27 protein-coding genes are annotated in these 23,335 nt (G+C 44.0%); all 27 read left to right on the forward strand.

The window, feature by feature from the left end; translation table 11 throughout:
• Window positions 1-77 precede the first annotated feature (77 nt).
• On the forward strand, window positions 78-1,322 hold the full coding sequence (locus SM122_RS08695; RefSeq protein ID WP_324738232.1) for a site-specific DNA-methyltransferase: 1,245 nt from the start codon (window positions 78-80) through the stop codon (window positions 1,320-1,322).
• A gap of 28 nt (window positions 1,323-1,350) precedes the next feature.
• Window positions 1,351-1,797 (forward strand): stress-induced protein, encoded by a 447-nt coding sequence (locus SM122_RS08700; protein WP_324738233.1) that lies wholly within the window; start codon window positions 1,351-1,353, stop codon window positions 1,795-1,797.
• Window positions 1,757-3,106, forward strand: coding sequence for a PBSX family phage terminase large subunit (locus tag SM122_RS08705; protein ID WP_324738234.1), 1,350 nt, complete (start codon window positions 1,757-1,759; stop codon window positions 3,104-3,106). Before SM122_RS08700 ends, SM122_RS08705 begins: the two co-directional genes overlap by 41 nt.
• 13 nt (window positions 3,107-3,119) lie before the next feature.
• Complete coding sequence (locus SM122_RS08710) at window positions 3,120-4,628, forward strand: phage portal protein (protein WP_324738236.1); 1,509 nt, start codon at window positions 3,120-3,122, stop codon at window positions 4,626-4,628.
• Between the two features lie 4 nt (window positions 4,629-4,632).
• Complete coding sequence (locus tag SM122_RS08715; protein ID WP_324738237.1) at window positions 4,633-5,793, forward strand: phage minor capsid protein; 1,161 nt, start codon at window positions 4,633-4,635, stop codon at window positions 5,791-5,793.
• 161 nt (window positions 5,794-5,954) lie between these two features.
• On the forward strand, window positions 5,955-6,524 hold the full coding sequence (locus SM122_RS08720; protein WP_324738238.1) for a phage scaffolding protein: 570 nt from the start codon (window positions 5,955-5,957) through the stop codon (window positions 6,522-6,524).
• Between the two features lie 27 nt (window positions 6,525-6,551).
• On the forward strand, window positions 6,552-7,376 hold the full coding sequence (locus SM122_RS08725) for a N4-gp56 family major capsid protein (protein WP_324738239.1): 825 nt from the start codon (window positions 6,552-6,554) through the stop codon (window positions 7,374-7,376).
• Window positions 7,377-7,386: 10 nt separating this feature from the next.
• Window positions 7,387-7,533: a hypothetical protein gene (locus tag SM122_RS08730; RefSeq protein WP_324738240.1), complete on the forward strand. Its 147-nt coding sequence runs from the start codon at window positions 7,387-7,389 to the stop codon at window positions 7,531-7,533.
• Between the two features lie 3 nt (window positions 7,534-7,536).
• The gene (locus tag SM122_RS08735) at window positions 7,537-7,731 is read left to right on the forward strand and encodes a hypothetical protein (protein WP_324738241.1); all 195 of its coding nucleotides are present in this window, start codon (window positions 7,537-7,539) and stop codon (window positions 7,729-7,731) included.
• An 8-nt stretch (window positions 7,732-7,739) separates the two neighbouring features.
• Window positions 7,740-8,138: a head-tail connector protein gene (locus tag SM122_RS08740; protein WP_324738242.1), complete on the forward strand. Its 399-nt coding sequence runs from the start codon at window positions 7,740-7,742 to the stop codon at window positions 8,136-8,138.
• A complete protein-coding gene (locus SM122_RS08745) occupies window positions 8,125-8,484 on the forward strand; it encodes a putative minor capsid protein (RefSeq protein WP_324738243.1) in 360 nt (119 codons plus the stop codon). Before SM122_RS08740 ends, SM122_RS08745 begins: the two co-directional genes overlap by 14 nt.
• A complete protein-coding gene (locus tag SM122_RS08750; protein ID WP_324738244.1) occupies window positions 8,484-8,846 on the forward strand; it encodes a minor capsid protein in 363 nt (120 codons plus the stop codon). The genes SM122_RS08745 and SM122_RS08750 overlap by 1 nt, the downstream gene beginning before the upstream one ends.
• On the forward strand, window positions 8,843-9,253 hold the full coding sequence (locus tag SM122_RS08755; protein WP_324738246.1) for a minor capsid protein: 411 nt from the start codon (window positions 8,843-8,845) through the stop codon (window positions 9,251-9,253). Before SM122_RS08750 ends, SM122_RS08755 begins: the two co-directional genes overlap by 4 nt.
• A 3-nt stretch (window positions 9,254-9,256) precedes the next feature.
• Window positions 9,257-9,709, forward strand: a complete 453-nt coding sequence (locus tag SM122_RS08760) for a phage tail tube protein (RefSeq protein ID WP_324738247.1) — start codon at window positions 9,257-9,259, stop codon at window positions 9,707-9,709.
• A 62-nt stretch (window positions 9,710-9,771) separates the two neighbouring features.
• The gene (locus SM122_RS08765; protein ID WP_324738248.1) at window positions 9,772-10,248 is read left to right on the forward strand and encodes a hypothetical protein; all 477 of its coding nucleotides are present in this window, start codon (window positions 9,772-9,774) and stop codon (window positions 10,246-10,248) included.
• A gap of 15 nt (window positions 10,249-10,263) precedes the next feature.
• Window positions 10,264-10,833 (forward strand): Gp15 family bacteriophage protein, encoded by a 570-nt coding sequence (locus tag SM122_RS08770; RefSeq protein WP_324738249.1) that lies wholly within the window; start codon window positions 10,264-10,266, stop codon window positions 10,831-10,833.
• A complete protein-coding gene (locus SM122_RS08775) occupies window positions 10,833-15,059 on the forward strand; it encodes a tape measure protein (RefSeq protein ID WP_324738251.1) in 4,227 nt (1,408 codons plus the stop codon). The genes SM122_RS08770 and SM122_RS08775 overlap by 1 nt, the downstream gene beginning before the upstream one ends.
• Entirely contained in the window at window positions 15,059-15,772 is a 714-nt protein-coding gene (locus SM122_RS08780) for a distal tail protein Dit (RefSeq protein ID WP_324738252.1), read from the forward strand. The genes SM122_RS08775 and SM122_RS08780 overlap by 1 nt, the downstream gene beginning before the upstream one ends.
• On the forward strand, window positions 15,769-19,104 hold the full coding sequence (locus tag SM122_RS08785; protein WP_324738253.1) for a phage tail spike protein: 3,336 nt from the start codon (window positions 15,769-15,771) through the stop codon (window positions 19,102-19,104). The genes SM122_RS08780 and SM122_RS08785 overlap by 4 nt, the downstream gene beginning before the upstream one ends.
• Window positions 19,104-19,298 (forward strand): hypothetical protein, encoded by a 195-nt coding sequence (locus SM122_RS08790; RefSeq protein WP_324737657.1) that lies wholly within the window; start codon window positions 19,104-19,106, stop codon window positions 19,296-19,298. Before SM122_RS08785 ends, SM122_RS08790 begins: the two co-directional genes overlap by 1 nt.
• A gap of 3 nt (window positions 19,299-19,301) precedes the next feature.
• Entirely contained in the window at window positions 19,302-19,907 is a 606-nt protein-coding gene (locus SM122_RS08795) for a hypothetical protein (RefSeq protein ID WP_324737658.1), read from the forward strand.
• Between the two features lie 15 nt (window positions 19,908-19,922).
• Complete coding sequence (locus SM122_RS08800; protein WP_324737659.1) at window positions 19,923-20,339, forward strand: hypothetical protein; 417 nt, start codon at window positions 19,923-19,925, stop codon at window positions 20,337-20,339.
• 1 nt (window position 20,340) lies between these two features.
• Window positions 20,341-20,604 (forward strand): phage holin, encoded by a 264-nt coding sequence (locus SM122_RS08805; RefSeq protein WP_324737660.1) that lies wholly within the window; start codon window positions 20,341-20,343, stop codon window positions 20,602-20,604.
• A 63-nt stretch (window positions 20,605-20,667) separates the two neighbouring features.
• Window positions 20,668-21,423, forward strand: a complete 756-nt coding sequence (locus SM122_RS08810) for a CHAP domain-containing protein (protein WP_324737661.1) — start codon at window positions 20,668-20,670, stop codon at window positions 21,421-21,423.
• Between the two features lie 11 nt (window positions 21,424-21,434).
• Complete coding sequence (locus tag SM122_RS08815) at window positions 21,435-21,851, forward strand: hypothetical protein (protein WP_324737662.1); 417 nt, start codon at window positions 21,435-21,437, stop codon at window positions 21,849-21,851.
• Window positions 21,852-21,863: 12 nt separating this feature from the next.
• Complete coding sequence (locus tag SM122_RS08820; RefSeq protein ID WP_324737663.1) at window positions 21,864-22,214, forward strand: hypothetical protein; 351 nt, start codon at window positions 21,864-21,866, stop codon at window positions 22,212-22,214.
• A gap of 11 nt (window positions 22,215-22,225) precedes the next feature.
• The gene (locus tag SM122_RS08825; RefSeq protein ID WP_324737664.1) at window positions 22,226-23,110 is read left to right on the forward strand and encodes a hypothetical protein; all 885 of its coding nucleotides are present in this window, start codon (window positions 22,226-22,228) and stop codon (window positions 23,108-23,110) included.
• The last annotated feature ends 225 nt before the right edge of the window (window positions 23,111-23,335 follow it).

Below are 23,335 nucleotides of genomic sequence, written 5' to 3' on the forward strand. Positions count from 1 at the left end.
CGAGGACAAAGTAGACCATATAACCCAAGAAGCGCGCATCGTCAAGGTGCGCTCTTTTTGGTGCTTGGAGCTAAAAAATGAAAATAGAAAAGATCAATATTTCGGAGATAACCGAATATGAGAACAACGCGAAGCTACACCCTCGCGAACAAATCGAACAGATAAAGAAATCAATCCAGGAATTTGGGAATAACGACCCGATAGCGATTGACGAGAACAACGTCATTATTGAGGGCCACGGACGCTACAAGGCTTTGCAAGAGTTAGGCTTTGACGAGGTGGAAGTGATTCGTCTATCTCACATGGATGATGAGCAGAAACACGCTTACATCCTAGCTCACAATAAATTGACTATGAACTCTGGGTTTGACATTGAGCTTTTGAACTCGGAACTTGAAAGTATCGTGAATATCGACATGGAAGATTTCGGTTTTGATTACTACGAGCCAGAGTCCGAAGTTGAAGAGGACGATTTTGAGGTTGAAGAAACAAAGGAACCAATCGCGAAGCTGGGCGACATCTACCAGCTCGGACGTCACCGTCTTATGTGTGGTGACTCCACTGATCCGGACCAGCTTGCGAAATTGGTAGATGGGCAGCAGATTGACTTGATTGTAACAGACCCGCCTTATAACGTAGCCTACGAGGGTGGCACAGAAGAAGCTCTCACGATTATGAATGACAGCATGGATAATGAGTCGTTTAGAAAGTTTTTGAGAGACGCGTTCTTTGCAGCAGACACAGTCCTGCGTGAAGGGGGGGCGTTTTACATCTGGCACGCAGACTCAGAAGGTTACAATTTTAGAGGAGCTTGCTCTGATATCGGTTGGACAGTACGTCAATGTTTAATCTGGAATAAGAACACTCTGGTTTTGGGTCGTCAAGATTATCAGTGGAAGCATGAACCTTGCTTGTATGGTTGGAAAGAGGGGGCAGCACATTACTTTGTGAATGACCGTTCTTTGACTACTATCATTGAAGATGTGGAAGAGTTGAATAAAATGACGAAGGCCGAGCTAATTGAGTATATTGAGCGTATGCAGGCCAACTCTCCTACCACTATCATCAACGAGAATAAACCGACAAGAAATGGCTTGCACCCTACCATGAAGCCGTTGAAACTGATTGAACGGCTGGTTCGGAACTCTAGCAAGAAAGGCTGGAATGTGTTAGATAGCTTTAATGGCTCCGGATCGACTATGATTGTTTGTGAGGATTTAGGACGGACCTATTTTGGCATGGAGTTAGATCCACGATATGTGGATGCAACAATTCAACGCTGGGAAGAACACACAGGACAGACGGCTGTTAAGTTGAATTAAGAACATTATTTGAGAAGGAAGTGAGGCGATGGCTGGTGCAGATAATTTAATACCAAATGAACAGCGAACGCCCGAAGAACGCCGAGCGAATGCAAGGAAAGCGGGTATCGCTTCCGGTAAGGCACGCAAAAGAAAAGCGAACATGAAAAAGACGCTTGAGGCTCTACTTGTTTCTAAAGTTTCGAATCCTCAGCTCTCTAGAGTACTACAGGACATGGGTTTTGAGGACGATTACGAGTCAGCTCTCCTTTTGGTAGCAATGCAAAAAGCCTTAAAAGGTAGCTCGCGTCACATGGAGTTAATATCTAAGATAGTAAACAGCGAGGGTGCCAAGGATACGCTTGATAAGAAAGAACAGAAAGCACGTATCAAGGCCCTTGAGCTTGAAAACAAACGCAAGGCCCAGGCATTAGACGAAGCGGGAGGTGGTGCTGATGAGTCAATCCTCATCATCGACGATATCCCGAACGACTAAACCAACTATAAAGCTAAGTAAAGAGATCAACCCTAAGTTTTATAAAGTATGGCGGTCAGCAAAGCCTTACAACATTTTAAAGGGTGGGCGGAACTCTTTTAAATCCTCAGTCATTGCTCTCTTGCTTGTCTTTATGATGATTAAAGCGATAACCCAGGGGCAATGCGTAGAGATTATTATTGTCCGTAAAGTCGGTAACACAATCTTTGACAGTGTCTACAAGAAGATAATCTGGGCACTTGATAAGTTTGGCATGGCTAACCAGTTCAAGCGGACTAAAAGCCCTTATAAGATCGTACATAGACGGACGGGATCAACGTTCCACTTCTACGGCCAGGACGACTTCCAGAAATTGAAATCAAACGAGGTCGGAAAGGTTATTGCTGTATGGTACGAGGAAGCAGCCGAGTTTGCTGACTCGGAAGAGTTCGACCAATCAAACAGTACTTTCATGCGTCAGAAGCACCCGGACTATCCATTCGTGCAATTCTTCTGGTCGTACAACCCACCTCGCAACCCGTATAACTGGATTAATGAGTGGGTTGATTCACTGCGTACGGCTGAGAAGTATTTGATACATGAATCTAGCTACCTGGACGATGAGCTGGGCTTTGTGACTGAACAAATGCTGGACGAGATAGAGCGTATCAAGAGCAACGACTACGACTACTATAGGTATTTATATCTTGGTGAACCCGTGGGCCTTGGTACAAACGTTTATAACATGGACCTGTTTAAACGCGTTGACAAAATCCCGGACGGTGAACGCGTTATCGGTCAGTTATTCGCAGCAGACACGGGACACCAGCAGTCAGCAACTACTTGCTTGCACGCGGTTGTTACTAACAGATCTAATCTCTATCTTGTGGATAACTACTACTATAGCCCGGCTGGTAAGGTCAAAAAGAAAGCTCCGAGTGTATTGTCTAAGGAGCTACACGATTTTGTTATCAAACAGACGCAGAAATATCCGAATGTACCAGTAATCGAAATGACGATAGATAGTGCGGAGGGAGCGTTGAGAAACCAGTATTTAGAAGACTTTGGTATTCGCTGGCACCCGGTAGCGAAGAAGAAAAAAATAATAATGACAGAATACGTCCAATCGCTACTTGCGAATGGTCGTTTTTATTATTTTCCAACCGATAACAACCTCAAGTATTTTATTGAGGAACACAAACGATATCAATGGGATGAGAAAACAGTCAAGGACGACGACCCGAAAGTCATTAAAGAGGACGATCACACTTGCGACGCGTTTCAGTATATGGTCGTAGATAATGCACAACTACTAAGATTAAAAGCCTAGAGAAAGGTTTGAAATGAGTATCTTACAATCACTAAAAAATATATTTAAGAGGGGTAAATATGTAATGACAAGCCAATCATTAGGCAATATCACAGAACATCCTAAAATTGCAATTAACAAGGACGAATACGATCGTATCCAGAAGAACTTAAAATACTATCAGAGTAAGTGGGACCCTATCCGTTACCGCAATTCAAACCGCGTTGATAAACAGCGGACACGAAACCACTTGCCTATCGCTCGCACGGCTTGTAAGAAGATCGCCAGCCTGGTATTCAATGAGCAGGCAGAGATAAGCGTTGCGAATGGAACGACAAACGAGTTCATTCAATCAGTCTTGCTGAATGACCGCTTTAATAAGAACTTTGAGCGATACCTTGAGAGCTGTCTTGCGCTTGGTGGTCTTGCTATGCGTCCTTACGTTGATGACGATAAGATCAAGATTTCATTTGTTCAAGCCCCTGTTTTTTATCCGTTACAGTCCAATACGCAGGACGTATCTTCTGCAGCGATTATCAATAAGAGCCAAAAGACAGTAGGAAAAGAAACAATCTACTATACTTTGGTTGAGTTGCATGAGTGGACCAAGGATAAAAAATACACAATCACTAATGAACTGTACCGTTCGAGTGAAAAGGAGCGCGTTGGTGACCGTGTGCCACTATCCGAGGTATACGAGGACCTTGAGGAAGAAGTAACGCTTGACGGGCTTACACGTCCGTTATTTACTTACCTAAAACCTCCTGGCATGAATAACAAAGATATTAACAGCCCGCTTGGCCTGTCTATCTTTGATAATGCTAAGAGTACTATTGACTTTATCAATACCACTTATGACGAGTTTAAGTGGGAAGTGCGCATGGGTCAACGGCGCGTGTTAGTACCAGACCAAACTGTCCGGATTGGTTTTGACCATCACGGAGATACCGATCTAGTCACGCGCGAATTTGATCCAGAGCAAAACGTCTATGAGCAGATTGACGGCGGGAAAGATACACCAATCAACATCACAGACCTTACTACTCCTATCCGGTCAGACGACTACATCAAGGCAATCAATGAGGGCCTTGCGTTGTTTGAGATGCAGGTTGGAGTATCGCCTGGAATGTTTACGTTTGACGGTAAGAGCATGAAGACTGCGACCGAGGTTGTATCCGAAAACTCTGATACATATCAGTTAAGAAACAGTATCGTGAGCCTTGTAGATCAGTCTATCAAAGAGCTTGTGATCTCTATTTGTGAGATTGGTAAGCTATACGGCTTGTATAGCGGTCCTATTCCAGAGATGAACGATATCACGGTAAACCTTGATGATGGTGTCTTTGTTGACAAGAATAACGAGCTTGACTACTACGCTAAAGCCTTGTTAAGTGGCCTTGTCAGCAAGCAATACGCTATTTCCAAAGCGCTGGGCTTGTCAGATAAGGAAGCTGCACAAATGCTCGCGGACATCAAAAAAGAGACCGCTGAGAGCATGGAGCTAGAGCGTAGCACCAGCGAAGTTGACATTTATGGAGAGTGAGTAAATGGCGCGTAACAAGTACCCGGTATTATTTAACGAGGAACAACTAGAATTACGCGCTTCACAGGTTGGTGATATCTATCATCAAATGGCGCGTGACCTATTCAATGAGGTGGTTGATAGGTTGTTAGAGCGCGGTGCTGAATCACTGGCAGACAACCCGTATATCTGGCAGTTAGAGCGAATGAGCCAGATGCACATGTTAAATGAGCAGAACCTGGACACAATCTCCCGTTACTCTAAAATAGGCCGTGAACAGCTCAGAAAGGTCATTGAGGACGAGGGCTTTAAAATCTATCAGACGACCAAAGAACAGCTCATAGACGACCTCGGGGGTGGTGATTTTGGCGATTCTAAGCACGCGCAGGAGTTACTTGCTGGGTATTTCGAACAGTCGCACGGCGATATTAGTAACTTGATTAATACCACGCTTCCAGGCATCGTTACAGATGTATACCGTCAAATGGTCCAGGAAGTCGTAGCTCGTCAAGTGGTTGGTCTAGTCACGCATGACAAGGCTGTATCTCAAACCGTCATGAAATGGCAAGAGATAGGCTTTAAAGGCTTCATTGACCGTGGTGGACACTACTGGAAAGTAGACAACTACGCTAGGACGGTTATTAAAACAACTGTCATGCGTAGCTATCGGGAAATGCGCACCATGCCAGCGGACGAGCTGGGTATTGATACCTTTTATTATTCTAAAAAGGCAACGGCCCGCGAGGCTTGCGCACCGCTACAGCACCATATAGTAACCTATGGCCCGGCTAGGGAAGAACACGGTATTAGTATTCTATCGCTTGCGGATCATGGCTACGGGACGGCTGGGGGCTGTCTTGGTACCAACTGCGGACACATGCTTACTCCTTTTGTCCCTGGTATAAACGAACTACCAGAGCTTGGTCCAGACGTTAAGAATATAACGCAGGAAGAAGCTATTAGAAATGCTAATGCGCAATCTAAGCAAAGGGCATACGAGCGAGCTATTCGGAAGTCTAAGGAAAAGCTACACGTTGCCGAGAAGCTGGGCGACCAGGAACTTATCAGCAAGTTTAAAAACAAAATCAGAGATCAACAGGCAACCTTGCGAGATTATATCGCGGACAAACCTTTCTTACATCGTGACTATTCACGGGAAAGGTATTTTAAACCGAACGAAGAATAAAGGCTTTTATAGCCTTTTTATTTTGCTCCCTTTCTGGATAAGAGGTGATTTCCTCCTTTTTTCTTACCTCTTGCGGGATCGTACCCCGCTGGGAGCTTTCGTTGCTGGACGTAAACCGGCGAATTCGTCTACTGGACGTAAAACAGGAAGGAGTTTTAGACATGAGTTTAAAACGAGAGATGTTGGTTGATGCAGGTATTGAAGACAAGGACACTATTGAGCGTATTATGGCAGCGTACGGGTCAGCAATCAAAGAGGCCAAGTCAGAAGTACAGGCAGAAAACGACAGCTTAAAAACACAACTTGAACAACGGGACCAAGCTATCAAGGACTTACAAGCCAAAGAGGGAGCTAGTGAAGAAGCCAAGAAACAACTGGAAGATTTACAGGCTCAATTTGAAAGCTATAAGACGGATAGTGAAGCGAACCTTGCGCAAGTTAAGAAAACCAACGCGGTTGCCTTGGCTTTGAAAGATGTGGGAGCGCATAACTCCGAGGACCTTATGAAGTTTATTGATCTTGACAAGATCGAGCTTGCAGAAGACGGCAAGCCAAAACTAGAAGAAACTATCAACGGTCTAAAGGAATCAAGCCCTTACCTTTTTATCCAAAAAGAAGAACCACAGGAACCACAGCCAAAGTTCGCGCTTGGTGGCAATCCGTCCGCTGGTGGTGATAGCGACCTCAGCGCGGAAGAACAAGCTCTATTTGCTGGCTTTGACAGCATTTAAAAATAAAAGAAAGTAGGATAAGCCTATATGACTATTAACTATGCAGCTAAATTTGACGCTAAAGTAGATGAGCGCTTCGCCAAAGAGGCCCTCTCTACTGGTATTATTAACCAGGACTTTGACTTTACTGGTGTAGATACCGTTAAAGTGTACTCAATCCCAACTGCTGGAATGAATGACTACTCATTGACTGGTAACACCCGCTACGGTACTGCAGCCGAATTGGAAAACAATGTACAAACATTGACACTTACTAAAGACCGTTCATTCACGTTTACAATCGACAAACGATCAGTGCAAGACACAAACGGCACAATGGAAGCAGGGAAAGCCCTTGCCCGTCAACTTTCAGAAGTTGTCATTCCAGAAGTTGATAAGTACCGTTTTGGTAAAGTAGTTGCTGGTGCTGATACAGACCACGTTAAAACTGGCGCAGTTACTAAAAACAACGCTTATGAAGCGGTGCTTGACGGTCAAGTTAAATTGACTGATGCGCTTGTACCAGAAGAAGGACGCAAGTTACACGTGTCTCCTGAGTTTTACAAACTCATCAAACTTGATCCATCATTCGTGAAGAACTCTGACCTTGGTCAAGAAGTAGCGTTTAAGGGTCAAGTGGGAGTTATCGACGGCTTGCCTGTTATCTTGACTCCAACTTCACGCTTGCCAGAAAACGTAGCATTTGTTATTGCGCACCCTATCGCAACTACTTCCCCTGTTAAGTTGGAAGACTACAAGATCCACGACAACCCACCAGGCATCAACGGCTACCTTGTAGAAGGTCGTATCCGTTACGATGCCTTCGTTTTGGACAGCAAGAAGAAAGCGATCTACGTTCATAAAACTGCGTAAGAGGTGATAAATGTCAGAAGAAACAAAAACAACTAAAACAGAAGCAGTAGCCGAAAAAACTGGGACGGTTTTGGTAAAAGGAGATGTAACCTTTACTATTACTGATCCTAACCTTGTATCTGCTTTTTTGACTAGTGGGTACGAGATCAAGGAGTAACGTATGGCAAAATATAAAGCTACTTGTAACTTTTTGATCGAGTCAACAGACCAAAACTTCGACGAGGGCAAGGTCTACGAGTTGACGACTGCAGAAGCAGAAGAAATCAACCAAAAAACAAACCTCGCGTTTGGTGAGGAGTGGTTGGAAATTGTTTCTGATAGCGAAACCGTGGCCCAAAAGGTGGCCTCTGAATAGGGGGTATCATGGCATACTTAACACATGAAGAATATCGTGAGTTAGGTTTTGAAAGTACAAGCGAATTTGATGAGCTACTTAAACGAGCGGAGCTAGCTATTGACCTCTTTATCCGTCATTTTTACGAGTTTCATGACTTCGACAAAGATCATAAGATTCGTAAAAAGGCCGTTAAACTTGCCGTTGCTTACCAGATCCAATACCTGGACAGCACGGGCATTTTAACCGCGGAGGATAAACAGACAATCGCAAGTACAACACTAGGTCGTACATCGGTATCCTATGGCTCAAATAATGGCTCTAGAGCGTCTGAAACAGCATCGGGATATAATCTATCCCTTGACGCGTTTAATGCTCTTAACTCGGCTGGTTTTTTGTATAGCGGGGTGGATTATGGTCGTTGTTGATAAACGGACACTTGTCGATTCGGTGACGATCTCAAAACCTACGGGCAAAAAAGACGGGTGGGGGAAAGAAGAATTCTCCTACCCTATTCTTTTAAGCCCAGTACGCTTCGACCGTAACTTTGACGGCCCTGGGTCAGTCAATAACCCGTCCGGACAAAAGAACCCGTCATTTAGAGCGCCTGGTGTTATCTTCGTATACCCTCGCTATTGCAACGTTGAACTTGATTCGTCATTTCGCAATTCGATTATAAAAGATGGCGACGATGAATACATCGTAAACAAGATCATTCCTGTTTATGAACCATTCAACCGCAAAGTCTTTTGCTACGAAATCGAGGTGATGTGATGGGCATCAATGTCACGATAGATTTGAGCGGAGCAACACGGAAGACATCGCAAGCGTCGGAGCGAAAGGCACAGTTAGAGATCGCAAACCAAGCCTTGTTAGATATGGAGCCTTATGTGCCGTTATTGCATGGCCCGCTACGATCTAGCGGTCATGTGGCAGGCAATGGCTCACAGATTATCTACAACACACCATACGCACGCGCCCAGTTTTACGGTGGTGCTTATAACAAGTACCGCAGTTTTAGCTTTGGGAAGTATACCACTCCTGGAACTGGTAAGCGCTGGGACTTAAAGGCCTCGGCTAACCACGGGAACAAGTGGGCAGAGGTCGGACTGAAAGCAATGGGGTTTAATAAATGAAAAGTAACAATGACTTTAATGTTGTTTTGCGCGATTTTATCAACACCCTCGGTCTACCGCTTGCTTGTGAGCTGAACTTTCTGAGCGAGCTGGACTCTTTGGTCCTATACCCGCTTCCAGGCGGTAAGGTCGAGCGTGTATATATGGATGGTTCGCGAGATGTGACTCTAATCTTTGAAATCGCAGTCAAGGTAAAAGATCCGCAAGTTGCGAGTGATTGCCTTTGGGAAATCAACAAGGCACTCTCCGAATTTGATCTGGTCTTACCGAGTCAAAACAACTCATATATTTTTAACAATTTAACTACTACCCAGCCGTCTTTGAACGAACGGGACGAGCAGGGCTTTTATATTTATCTGCAGGACATCACTGCAAACCTAACAATTCTAAACAACAAAGGAGTGTAATATATGGCACGTCAAAAGAACGCCCTTCGCGGGCATTTTATCGCACTGGTTACAGATCCAAAAACTGAACCAGAAAAGGCATCCTACAAAGAGCTTGCTAAATGGATCGAAGATGTGGAAGATGATACAGATGAAGGTACTACGTCAATCGCTTATTATGACGGTGACGGTACAGAAGAAACAACTGTAACATCTGTAAAAGGATCATACACATTTAAAGGTACCTATGACAAGGAAGATGAAGCAATGGCCCTTATCGCTGGTTTGAAATACAAGCTAGGTAATGACCGCCTTGTATGGCACAAAGTTGTAGATTCAGACGGCAAAAATCAACATGTCGGAATCGCTACCGTGTCAGCAATCAAGGCTGGATCTGGTGCTGCTGCAAACTACGAGGAATTCTCTTGTAAAATCTCTTACAACTCAATTCCTAAAACTACTGCAGTCGTAGGGTAATAAGTAAAAGTAAAAGCGTTCCATTTTGGGACGCTCTTTTTTGTGCATAAAGGAGGAAGAACATGTCTATTTCAATCGAATTAAAACGCAATTATATCCCTATCAAAATCGGAGAAATTGAACTCCAATTTGACACATCACTAGAAAACATCTCACGTCTTGCAACGCTCCAGGAAGAAATCGCAGAACGCTTTAACAAGTACCAGTTAGAGCTTATTGAACGGTCTAACAATGGAGAGTTTGACGATCTCAAAGAAGGAGTTATTAACAAGCAAGTTATTGACGAAGCCTTTGAAATGCAGAAGAAAATGACGGAGATCAAGTATGATGTGCTATTCGGTAACGGTACCTTTGCTAAGCTATACAAACGTTATCCAGACCTTGACGCTCTGGATCATGCATTTGATGAGGTCGATACAATGCTGGGTGCTGAACTTGACCGTCTAGGCCAAGAACGGGCCAAGGCATCGGGTGTGGTTGCTGAGTCCTTTGTTAAAAAAGCAAAAGCTAAGAAAACCAAAAAAGCCACCAAAAAATAGCAAGGAGGACTGCTCATGAAATTAAATGAGCCTATACAGAACTCCTTTGAATTGAACGGGCGCACCTATGAGGTGGACTGCTCCTTTGATCTGGTGCTTGACGTATTCGAGATGTTTGATAACGAAGTCATGAACAATCTTGAGAAGATGCGTACAGCGGTTTTAATGATGACGGACGAAGCCTTGGACAATCCAGAGGACATAGTGGCCGTATGGGAATATATCGACGAGCATTTTTTGAAAACCAAAAAAGAGCGCGTGGTTTATGACCGGCACGGAAACCCTATGCCGGTAGCCAAGGACGAAGAAGAAGATATTCGTTTGATTGATTTTGAAGTAGACGCCCAGGAAATTTACGCGAGCTTCGTGCAAGCGTACAATATCAACCTCTTTGAAGCACAAGGCCGGCTAACATGGCCCGAATTTATCGCGCTACTTAACGGTTTACCAGAGGGAACGGCTGTATCTCAATTAGTGGAGATACGGTCTTGGAAGCCCTCGAAGAACGATAGTAGCGAGTATAAGGCCAAAATGAGACGGCTACAAAACAAATATAAATTAGACGGAAAGGAGGGAGATGAATAATGGCAGATGGAAAAATTGTAATTGACGTCCAGGTCAATGGACGCAAACTTACAGAGCTATCTGATGCCTTGAAGCGTTTAGAGTCCGAAGCTCGCAGATCGGGCCAAGGTGTCAAAAGCGCAGGCGATGGTATTCAGGCGACCGGTGATAAAGCTCTAAGAGCTGGACAAGGTTTTAAACGCGCTGGTGACCGTATGGCCGAGGGTGCGAAACTATCAGAAACATCAAGCAACGGCTTTCGTCGTGCCGGGGAGAAGATCAAAGAAAGCTCTGATTTAGCTGGACGCTCTGGTTCTGGTTTTAAACAAGCTGGGGAGAAAGTCAAAGAAAGTTCTGATCTTGCCCAACGGTCTGGCGATGGTTTTAAGCAAGCGGCAGAAAAAGTAAAAGCATCTGGCAACGAAGCCAAAACAGGCGGAGAGGGCTTTAAGTCAGCAAGTTTTAAAATCAAAGAAGCCGGTGCGCTTTCCAAGTCTGGCGGTGATGCTTTTAAACAGGCAGCCGAGAAAGTAAGGGAAGCTGGCACAATCAGTAAAACCGGTGGGAATGGCTTTAAGGTAAGCGCTGATCTAGCCCATAGAGCTGGACAAGTCGCATCTCAAAGTGGGGGCGGTTTTGTCAAGCTAAAAGACATCATCAAAACCACAGGCGACCAGGCTGAAAAGAGCGCGTCAAAATTTGACAAGATCAAGGACGCAATCAAGAACTTCTCAGTCGGTGCGGTAGCCTTTAAAGCTGTCAGCTCAGCGATGAACCTTGTAAGCCAGTCAATGGACAAAGCTATCGACCGGTTCGATACCTTGCAACGGTTCCCGAAAGTCATGAAATCGCTGGGCCACTCTTCAAAAGATGTGGCAGCATCTACTAAGCTACTTTCTGAGGGTATCGAGGGCTTACCAACAACACTTGATACAGTTGTAAGTACCACTCAAAAACTAACCTCAATGACTGGTAACTTGAAACAGTCTACCAAGTTGACAATCGCTTTAAATAATGCGTTCCTTGCCTCTGGGGCATCTACGGAAGATGCAAGCCGTGGATTGCAACAGTACACCCAGATGTTATCTGCTGGTAAGGTTGATATGCAAAGTTGGAAGACCTTGCAAGAAACCATGCCTTACGCATTGCAGAAGACGGCAGAATCGTTTGGTTTTGCTGGTGCATCAGCCCAGAAAGACTTCTACTCAGCCTTACAAGACGGCAAGATCACGTTTACTGATTTCAGTAAGCGACTGATTGAGCTGAATAAAGGCACGAACGGTTTCGCTGAAATGGCGAAGAAAAACTCTGAGGGTATCAAGACTTCATTCGGTAACATCGTAAACGCGGTAGCAAAAGGGATCGCAAACGTCATTGCCGAGTTTGACAAGATGAGCAAGGCAGTCACTGGTAAGAGCATTGCCCAAAACCTTGATAGCATTAAAGGAGCAGTAAACAGCACCTTTAACGTTATCATCAGTGTTATCCGTGGTGCTACACCAGTAATTAAATCTTTAGTCAGTGTATTAGGCTTTCTTAAGCCCGTATTAGACCCGCTTATCTCGGTATTCGCTGGTGTCGCAGGAGCAGTATTGCTCTTTAAAGGAGCGATGCTTGGGTTATCCATTATCAAGGGTATCGGTAGCCTGATTGGTACGCTTATCACTTCCCTTGTATCTCTAACCAGCACCTCGCTCATAGCCCAGGGGGCCACTACTGGACTGGCTGGGGCTTTGGCTTCTCTTTCATCTGGTGGAGTATTCCTGGTTGTCGGTGCTATCGCTGGTCTGGTGTCATGGTTGACACGGGAGAGTGAGGAAGTAAAGAAAGCAAAAGCCGAGAATGAAGAATTCAAACGCTCCATCGACGATCTGCACGATAGTGTAAGCAAAGGCAATGAAGCCTACAAAGATCGCAGAAATGAGATCAAAGCTACAGCCGAGGATAACGAGCGACTTGTCAAGAAAATCGATGAATTGAACGCAGTCGAGAACAAGACTGCAGCTCAAAAGAAAGAGCTTGCTTCGGCTGCTGAAATCCTCAACTCACGTATTGACGGATTAAATCTTGTCTACGATAAAGCAACGGGCACGATCAACATGACCACGGATGCTATTCGCAAACAGATTGAAATCTCCAAGCAATCAGCGGAAGCTGAGGCGGCACAACAACGACTGGTTGAAATTGCCAAGAAACGGCTTGAAATCGAAGACAAAGAAGCAGAAGTCAAAAAGAAACACGCACAAGCCATTGAAGAAGTAGACGCAAAAGAAACACACTTAGGGTTGACGTGGGCAGAAAATAGTCTAAAAGCAGGTATGCGTAAGAAGATTGACGAGGAAGCTGCAGAAGCATCTAAGAAACTTCAAGACGCAAAGGCTCAGTTAGGCGAACAAGAACAACGTTTAACTGGTATCATTCAAAACTCATTAGAAGCCCAAGCAAAAGCAACTGAAGATTCTGCAGGTCGTCAAATTTTAACATTGCAAACAATGGACGAAACGCAGAAGAAACTTGTCGATGACATGAAAGCGCAATATGAAGCTCTTAGAGGAGAGGTTCAAAACGCATTTCAGGCGATCGAACAACAAACCGCCTTGTCTGCAGATCAGATGACTGCTAACTTGCAGAAGAACATCGATGCAGTGGATAAGTGGTCGCAAAACCTTGAAACACTAGCTAAACGCGGATTGGACCAAGGGCTTATCGAACAAATGCGACAGGCTGGCCCTAAAATGGCAGACCAAACGCAGGCCCTTGTCAATGCATCAGATGAACAGCTAGGCGCACTTAATACTAAATGGACGGAAGCCGGTGATAAAGCAAAAGAGGGATTCTTGCGCGGTATCAGAGCGACTGGTGTCGAACTCGCTCCGGAAGTCCAGGCAATGGTTACAGCGATTGGTGATGAATTTAGGCAAGCATTGATAGATGCTGGTTTTGATGTCAAAGCCCGTGAAATTCCCCAAAAGGTTGGTGAGGGTATCGAAGCCAACAAGGGCGCTGCCGCCCAGGCTGTGAATGGCATGACCGAAAGTGCCAAACAAGCCTTTAACAACTTACCAACAGAAGCTAAATATAGCGGATCGCAAGTAAGTGGTGGATATGCCCAAGGTATCACGGACAACCAAGGATCAGTCCAGGGCGCAGTTGACGGCCTTAAAAACGCATCTCTAGGGGTTTTAGCTAACTTGTTCGGTGAGGGTCAAGCCAAAGGTGCTGAACTTGGCGCGGGTGTCGGAGACGGTGTATTGAGCCGGTCCGATGTCGTGCAAGGTGCAGCAAGTACCCTCAAATCAAATGCGACTGCTACAATGGACGGTATGGCCAGCGATGGGCAAGCTAAGGGTTCGGAGTTTGGCTCTGGTATCGCACTCGGTATCGGTGTAGGTCAGCAAGTAGCAGTTGGTGCAGCGTCTGTGATGAACCTTGCTATTTCTGCTCAATTCCTCGCGATGTCGATGAATGGCCAGCAGTACGGTTCACAATTCGGTACAGGTATTGGCGGTGGTATCAATTCCTCGCAAGGTATTGCTACCGGTGCATCTAATGCCATGAAGATGATGATTAATGCATCAGTTAACTCGCTAGGCCACGACGGTAGAAATGCTGGATCACAATTTGGTACGGGTGTTACTAGTGGTATCGCTAGCCAAAACGGCGCGGTACATGGTGCGTCAAGTGCCTTGAAATCATCGGCTCACAGCGGAATGTCTGGTGGATATAGTGGAGGTTATAGCGCAGGTACGGCTATTGGCGAGGGCATGATGAGCGGTATCTATGCGATGGCTGGATCGGTTGCAGCAGCAGCAGCCAGCATCGCAAGTAGCGCGGTTGCAGCAGCCCGATCTACTTTGCGGATCAACTCGCCATCAAAAGTTTTTAGAGATCAAGTCGGTCGCGCTATCCCAGAGGGTATGGCAGTAGGTATTGAAAAATACGGCTACTATGTAGACGACTCAATGACTGACCTTGCTAACAAGACAGTAGAGTCTGGCAAAAAGTACACAGATGGCTTTGGTTTTAACTTGCCAGGTCGCGGTGATCTTGTCAGTGGTCTGACTGATACACTAGCTACGCGCTTTGGATATGCAGGCGGTGGAAGCTCAAGCTCAAATGTTACAAACAACTATACACTTAACGCAAACGGCACAGCTAATGATAATTTTTTCAGCCCCGAAAATATGCGCAGGCTCTTGCGTGAGCTTGCATACTATACGAATTTGGAAGGAGGTAGAATGGCATAATGGGAAGTTTTACATTTAACGGTGTATCAAGCACCACTCACGGGCTACGAGTGACCAGCGACTATATTATTAGTTCGACTGGTAGCGACGTGGAAACAGTAGCGGTCCCTGGTCGTGATGGTGATCTATTGATCTCAAAGAACCGTCTTAAATCGGTGACTATCGAACTGCCTTGTACCGTCCTTTCTAATCGTAAGCTCACAGATGCAGAAAGCGAGATCAGTAACTGGCTAAACGTTGACGGCTACAAAGATTTAACTCTATCCTGGGACCCAGATTTTATCTACCGGTCAGCTTTTATTGAGACTTTTGAAGTGTCTAGCCTTATGCGACAGTTTGGGAAAGTCAAGCTGAACTTCTTGACCTATCCAGTCAAATTTTACAAGCAAGGGCGCACTACTCAAAAACTGACAAATGGGGTTGCTATCAACGGCATGGGCAACGTCAACGCAAAACCCGTTATAACACTAGTCGGATCTGGTGACTGTACGCTTACTATTAACGGGCGCAAGACCAAGTTAAAGGCTGTACAAAATAAGATCACGCTGGATATGCAAGCAAACCAAGTATTCTCTGGCAACTTGCAAGCCTGGGATAAGGTGGTTCGCTCTCCTCAATTTCAGATGCCTTACTTTGACTACGGCCGTAACTTGATTAGTTGGGACGGGAATTTTGAAGTGTTTACAATCCCGAACTGGGGGGTTAAGCTATGAGGCCTATTTTATTTAATAAAAATGAGACGGCTTTCGACACTTACGGTCTTGGTGAACTTAACGTTACCAAGGGGACTGTAACCCGTGAACGCAACGGAAATTATACGCTATATTCAGAAATTCCCGCGAACGATCCAATGGTTGCAACCCTTGAGAAAGAAATGAAGCTCAAGGCTGACGCTGGACTGCGAACTAAAAACCAAACCTTTGAGATCTCGCGAATCGTAAAAGATAGCAGTAACATCGTTAAAATCTACGGTCAGCATATCAGTCATAAGCTGGAATACATGGGGCTAGTGAATGGCAGGCCCTTTAGTGGTTCTGCCTTTACTGCTCTCGCAATCTGGCACAATGCAACGATTGGTGATCTACGTTTTGATGTATGGTCGGATATCCAAACCACTGGAAAAGGCGTATTTGATATCTCTAAAATGGAGAATGCCCGTCTTGCCCTTGGTGGTGTAGAAGGTTCTATTTTAGACATCTATGGCGGTGAGTATGAGTTTGACAATACGACGGTCAGACTACATAAGCAGTTAGGTCGTACTGCTCCAACCGTGCTTGAATATGGTCGAAATATCTTATCGGCTGAATTAGATGAAACAATCGAGAGTGCATACACTAGCGTACTGCCTTTCGCGACTTACACACCAGACAAACCAGAGGGCGACACTAGCGATAACCAGCCTGATCCTGTTACCGTCACGCTTCCAGAGAATTATGTAGATAGTAAGTATAAGGCTCTCTACGCACATCGCAGAATTAAAGTCGTAGACTTCTCTAGCGAGTTTAAATCAGATAGTAAGAGTAAGGATATCCCAACTCCAGATAAGTTGCGTAAACTTGCTACGGATTATATGGAGCATAACGCAATCGGTAAGCCTAAGATCAACATCAAAATCGAGTATGCTGATTTAGCTAAAACACTTGATTATGCAGATAATGGCTGGATTGAAGAACTAGAACTATGCGACATCGTACCTATCTACTACCCACAGATTGGGCTTACGGACGAAACCGCGAAAGTAACGACTGTTACTTACGACTTTGTCAATGAGCGAAACGAGAGTGTAGAGTTTGGTGACATTGGTACAAATGTCCGTGCGACAATGCAGAGCGGACTCGCTGGCAAGGTTGATGATATTGCTAAAGCCCAGCAAGACTTTGAGAATAGCTTGCCAGATTATCTCTTAAATGCACAGGGAAATAAAGTTTGGTACAACAGACCAGATGACAAAGAACATAAAATCGGCGATATCTGGTTTGAAAAGAACGGTCTATATGACCGAATGTATGTCTGGAACGGTTCGCAATGGGAGAAGCGTATTGATACGGAAGATGTCGATAAGATTAAGAAAGAGGTTGATAAACAGCTTGAACAAGCCAAGCAGTCAACTGCTATCGAGATTGAAAAGGCAAACGCTAAAGCTCAAGAAGCTCTTATAAAAGCTGGAACGATTCCAGACACAGCTACATTATCAGATCGGATTAAAACGCTGATTTTAAACAGTCCAGATCTGAGCCGTAAGGTTACGGAAACATTTAACAATGCTGATAATGGGGATACGATCTATAGCAAGGTGTATTCCAAGGTAGCAAAGAATTTTGCATCACGAGATCAATTTGAAAATTTGGATCGCGCACAAAACGACCAAGGCCGTGATTTACTAACCCTTTCTAAAAAAATTGAAACGCAAACCGTAGAATTTAACAAGCTGACGGAAAGTAACAAACTCTATGAGCGTATCCTTGGCACGTCAGAAACAGGCGCACCAGACAAGCTCTCTCGCTTGGTTATGTCAAGTGAAATATTTCAAACCGAAGTTGGGAAGTATGTCACAGATGATAATAACTTGATCGTCAACTCAATGACAATGGCTACTAATACGCTTGTCGGGAACAACAATCCAAATGCAAGCGTATCTGTCACAGATGGTATTTTTACGATAAAGGCGCAAGGGCTTACTGATTATAACTGGACAGGGTTCACACTCCCGATTTACGTTCGCAAAATTTATAAAGGTGAAACATACACGCTAGGATTTAAATATCGTATTAGAGAGTATCCAGATGTATCATTTGCATTTAACATCAAAAACCACGGACTAAATAAAACCCTAACATGGTCTAATATCGGCGAGAATAGGCCACCACTAAACGAGTGGCAGGAGTTCCAAAAAACTTTTACCATGACGGAAGACTTTACTTTCGGAGAAGATAAAAACTATCCATTTTATATCTTTTTGTCTAAAAATGGTTGGATAGAATTTAAGGAACCTATTTTGGTCCGTGGGTCAAACACAGGGCCTTACAAACCAAGTCAATTTGATGACGCTTATAAGGCTAGCAATGAAGCGAAAGTACTTGCTAGCGACGCGCAAGCAAAAGCGATTCAAGTTGCACAAGGTACGGAAGCGGTCAGAACGCAAATGAGTCTGCTTGCGGGGTCTTGGGCGGTGCGTAACCTAAATAACAACGGTGACGTACTCAACTCTATCAACCTACTTGCTAACGGTACGAACCGAATAGATGGAAGTCTAACGCATATCACAGGTCAGACCAAGATTGATAATGCGGTGATTAAAGATGGTATGATCGCTAACTTAAACGCTGATAAAATTGTCGGTGGCACGATTGATGCTAGTCAAGTCAATGTGATTAACGTAAACGCAAGCAACGTACTAGCTGGTACGCTAACTGGTATGACCGTTCGAGGTGGTCGGATCGAAGGTCTAAATGGCAAGATGTATATTGACTTACAAAATAGTCAATATAACGTTTTAAACAACGAAGCCACAATCAGACGGATTGACGATACCAATTCCTCGCAATTTATTAAATTAACAAAGAGTGGATTTGTCGCAGAACGATTCAGAGATAGCAATGCTGCACTCATGGTTTTAGGCACGAATCACAACAAAGACCCTAAAGAGGTAGAACGGCATGATAATGAAACGTTCGCAGGTATTCGGCTTTGGTCTGGTAAAGGAAACGGCACGGAAGAAAGTCTTACTGAATTCGTGGGTGACCGTGTGTTGATTTATAACAATGGTCGATACCGCAGTCCTTGGAACTTCCACGGAAATACAAATGACGGGAATGCCTATCTAATACCAATGAACCAAAATGGTGTTAAACATTTTATTGGACGTGGTGACTTTTTCTTAGAGGGTATTTACTCACGGAAATTTTACATGAGTGGTGGTATTGATATCGGTGATTACATCTGGGACTTGCTCACTTGCTTTGGAGAAATGGCCAAAAACAATATGCTTGGTGGGGCTAAAACCCACATTACTGGTGTACTACGGAAACGAGGTTACAGAATTTAATGAACACAACAGACAAAATTATCAACGATGTCGCAGTCCAACTTGCGAATAAAATTATTGAGTGCGCTAATTATAAGGCGTACTACGAACAAACAAATGAATTGCTAACTAAATTTAACGATGTTTTAGCTAGTGACTCAGCACTCAAGGACCTCTTTGATGAGGCCTCTCAAAAATTAGAAGAAGGTAAATAGTATATGACATTTAAAGTAGTAAACAAATACTTACAAGAAACTAACAAAACATTCGTAGCAATTCGACAAGACGCACCATATACGGCTTTTGACCGCGTATTAATCGGTGACCGTACAAGCGAGTCAGACGATGCACTTATCGAGGCTGTATTAGGTCAGATCGCAACCGAATTTAACCCAGCGGATGGTGTCAAGAAATTACAAGAAGATTTGCACGTCCAAGCAGAAAGCTACGAGCAGAAACTAGCTGAGAAAGATACAAAAATCGCAGAAGTAAAAGCGGTAGCAGATTGGGCAGTATTGGCGCGGGTGACTGACACAGATAACCCATTAGATCCAACAATCTACAAGCGTGGTCTTGAATTGGTCGATCTTGGACAGTCTGGTAAAACCTACAAGTCACAAGAAATCTTTGCAATTGAAGATGCCACACACAATGCATTGTATGGTGAGGGTAACCGTGTGATGGTGCAAGTCAACAGTGACTTTACCTATAATGGCGAAACTATTGATCAGCTTGCAAGCCTTGAGCAAAACGGCAAGCTGGCAGTTTGGAAGTGGACGAAACCGAAAGAAAATACTGATTTAGAAACTCAACCACTGGCATAGAATTGAGGTGATTGAGTGACATTCTCTGATTTGATCGCACACCTCGCCCCGACTTTCGGAGTGATTGCTACTGGCTGGTTTGGGATGAAAGCTAGTAAATCTGCAAACTTAAACAAAGAACAGTTTAACGAATTAAAAGACGAACTAGGAACAATCCAACAGGCGGTAGAGACCGTTAAAGTTGTGGGTGAGGATAATAATAAGAAAATCAATGAAGTGAATGATAAGTTAGCCGTACATGATGAAGCGCATCTAGTCACAATGTATTTGAGGCTAGAGCGTGACATCTCTACGGCTATCAAGCGTGGATATACCACAGTCCACGAATCAGATATCATTCATAAGATGCATAAAAGTTATAAGAAATTGGGTGGCAATGGATACATTGATGCCCTGTATAGTAAATATGTAAATTTAGAAGTGAGGAATTAATATGAATAAAATTAACTGGTCAGTACGTTTAAAAAATAAAAACTTTTGGCTTGCAATCGTTCCAGCGCTTGCATTGCTATTTCAAGCGTTTGCGGATATCTTTGGCATCAAGCTAGAATTTGGACAAACCATTGATAAAATCTTGGTATTCGTCAATGTGTTGTTTGCATTCTTCGTGCTTGTCGGAGTGGTCAATGATCCAACTACTGCTGGATTGAGCGATAGCAAACGTGCGTTAGGTTATGAAGAACCTAGCGAAGATTAATATATTTTTACTGGCTACTATCTATTTTTGGATAGTAGCCTTTGATTTTAGAAAGGAGCAGTAATGGCTACTTTAAATGATATTTTAGGATATGTAGAAAGCCTAGCAAACCAAGGGGTGGGAGCTGATGCGGATGGAGCGTATGGTACGCAGTGCGTGGACTTACCTAACTCTATTTCTATTAACTTCTTTGGCCGTGCGCTTTGGGGAAATGCGATTGATCTGCTTAATTCTGCCCGTGACATTGGATATGAGGTGGAATACAACCAAGAGGGTAATCTCGATAGTAAGCCACGGGCTGGGGCAGTATTCGTTATGGATACGACGTACATCTACGGCCACAGCTATGGCCACACAGGTCTAGTCATCGAAGATAGTGACGGATATACCATGCGCACTATTGAACAAAACATTGACGGTAACGAAGATGCTCTTTATGTCGGTGGTCCTGCACGATACCACACACGCAACTTTGATGGAATTGTTGGATGGTTCTATTTCCCAACTGATGACACATCTGTGACATTTGAACAGCCAGAACCATCAGAACCATTGACAATTGAATCAAATGGATTCAATCCAGAAACAGGGACATTCACTGTTGAAGTATCTGCTCTAAATGTACGAACTGAAGCCGGTCTTGGAGCTGAGATTGTAGCTGTATACAGTACAGGTCAAGAAATCAATTACGATGGATGGATTGATAATGATGGATACATCTGGATCACATACATCGCAGGCTCTGGCAATCGCAGATATGTCGCAGTAGGACAATCGGAGAATGGTAAGCGTATCAATAGTTTTGGATCATTCTCATAAGGAGGTGAACCATGCGTATTAATTCAACGAATTTAAAACAATTCGAGGGGGGCGAAGTCGTCAAGCAAGGCGACACAGCTTCCCTCTTTGGCTATGAATTGCTAGATGAAAATTATAGTCCAGTCTCAGAAATTGAGGGGCAGGAAGCGACAATTACGCTTGCCAATCGAAGCGGTAAAACCAAGTTAACCAGTACAGTCACAGACCACAAGATTAAATTTACGATTGGTAAAATCTTACCAGTTGGTATCTATCAAGTAGAGATCACTTGCGGTAACTATGTATTTCCGTCTGATAAATCAACGGTAATCAAGGTGACACAATCAACAGAAGAATATACCTCAGATAGTTTAGAGGAACTTCGGAAACGTGAGCAAGGCGAAGAACTCCCAGATCTAACCGTACTATATAACCTAGCTAAAATTTAAAAGGAGAAATAAATGACTTTAAACACAGAAAAATTAACACAATTCGCTCAAGCTGTCGGAGCTGATGTCAAAGAGATTAAAACCACACTTGCAAGCAAAGCTGACAAGTCAGAACTTGGACAAGCTGGAATCACTCAGCAGCAGTTAGATACAGCTATTCAAGGGGTTAAAACCGCAATTCTTGGCGAGGGTGTGCCAGAAGAACTTGACACTCTCAAAGAAATCGCAGACCGTATTGCTAACGGTGCAGGATCAGCAGATCAGGCTATCGTGTCTAAAATGACAGAGCTTGGTCAAAAATTTACTGACTTGGAAAATACCGATTTTGCACAGATTTATAATACCGCTAAAAATACCCTCTAAGGAGGTGAAGCATGGATAAACTAAAACAAGTTATTCAGGCGATTGGGGTTGATATAGGTGTGCTTCAAGGACAACAGGCTTCATTTTTATCAACCTCTAAAGCATACGAACTATTTCCAACCTATACAACCTTGCAATCCCAGATGGCCAATAACATCAAAGACAAGCACCTTGAATTGGGTCTGGATGCATTGATTGATACAAAATTGCAAAACAGTGGTGATCCATTTGTCACACGCTCAAAATTGCCAACGATTGACACAAGTCAGCTTGCAAGCAAGAATGATCTGGAAGAGCTGAAACGCTCAGTCGGATCTGGAAACGGTGCAAGTACCGAACTAAAAGGCCAAGGCTTCCCGTACAATCTAAACGCTGACATCGGTACAATATATACCGATACGACAGCTAAAAACGGAGCGGTGAAGTGGATCAAGAAAGGCTCCGGAACCGGCTCTAACGCTTGGTCGGTCTTGTTTGGAGATGTCAAAATTAAACCAAGAAATATCAACTCAAATCAAACTAATGCATATGTTGAGTTTAGACGTGTAAATTCCACGGTAGAGGTCGGTTTCGGTGGTCTATCGTGGGGTTGGTTTGGAATCGTGAGACGAGGTGCGCCCAGCTACGTTCCCCAAGGGTCGGACCGTGAGCGTAACGTGGTGATCTTAAATGTCGGTGGTATACCCGTCGGTTTTCGTGCCACCAGCTCAAAACTTGGTATTATGACAAATGACAAGGGCAAACGTTTGGGAACATTTTATTTAGGCGGGCCGGGCGATGGCAACCAGCTACGCTTACAATTCGATGATCCAGTACCAACGGATAGGGATATCGGAGATTTGCGATTTACTAATATGTCGTACACAACAGATGATCCGTGGCCAGAAACTTTATAAAATGATAAACAGCGGTAGCATTATGCTACCGTTTTTTTATTTTCCAAGTAAATTCCAAATAGGCTAAAAACACTGTAAAATCAACGTTTTTTTATTTTCTTTAAAATGCGAAAAGATAGCAGTATATTTTAAAATGTGCTATAATATATACGAAATATGTATAGTTTCTTTACCTCGAAAACCACTAGCCCCAACTAGTGGTTTTTTCTGTTATAACGGCAATTT

This window comes from Streptococcus gingivalis (genome assembly GCF_035544715.1).
GTDB classification, from domain to species: Bacteria; Bacillota; Bacilli; order Lactobacillales; family Streptococcaceae; genus Streptococcus; species Streptococcus gingivalis.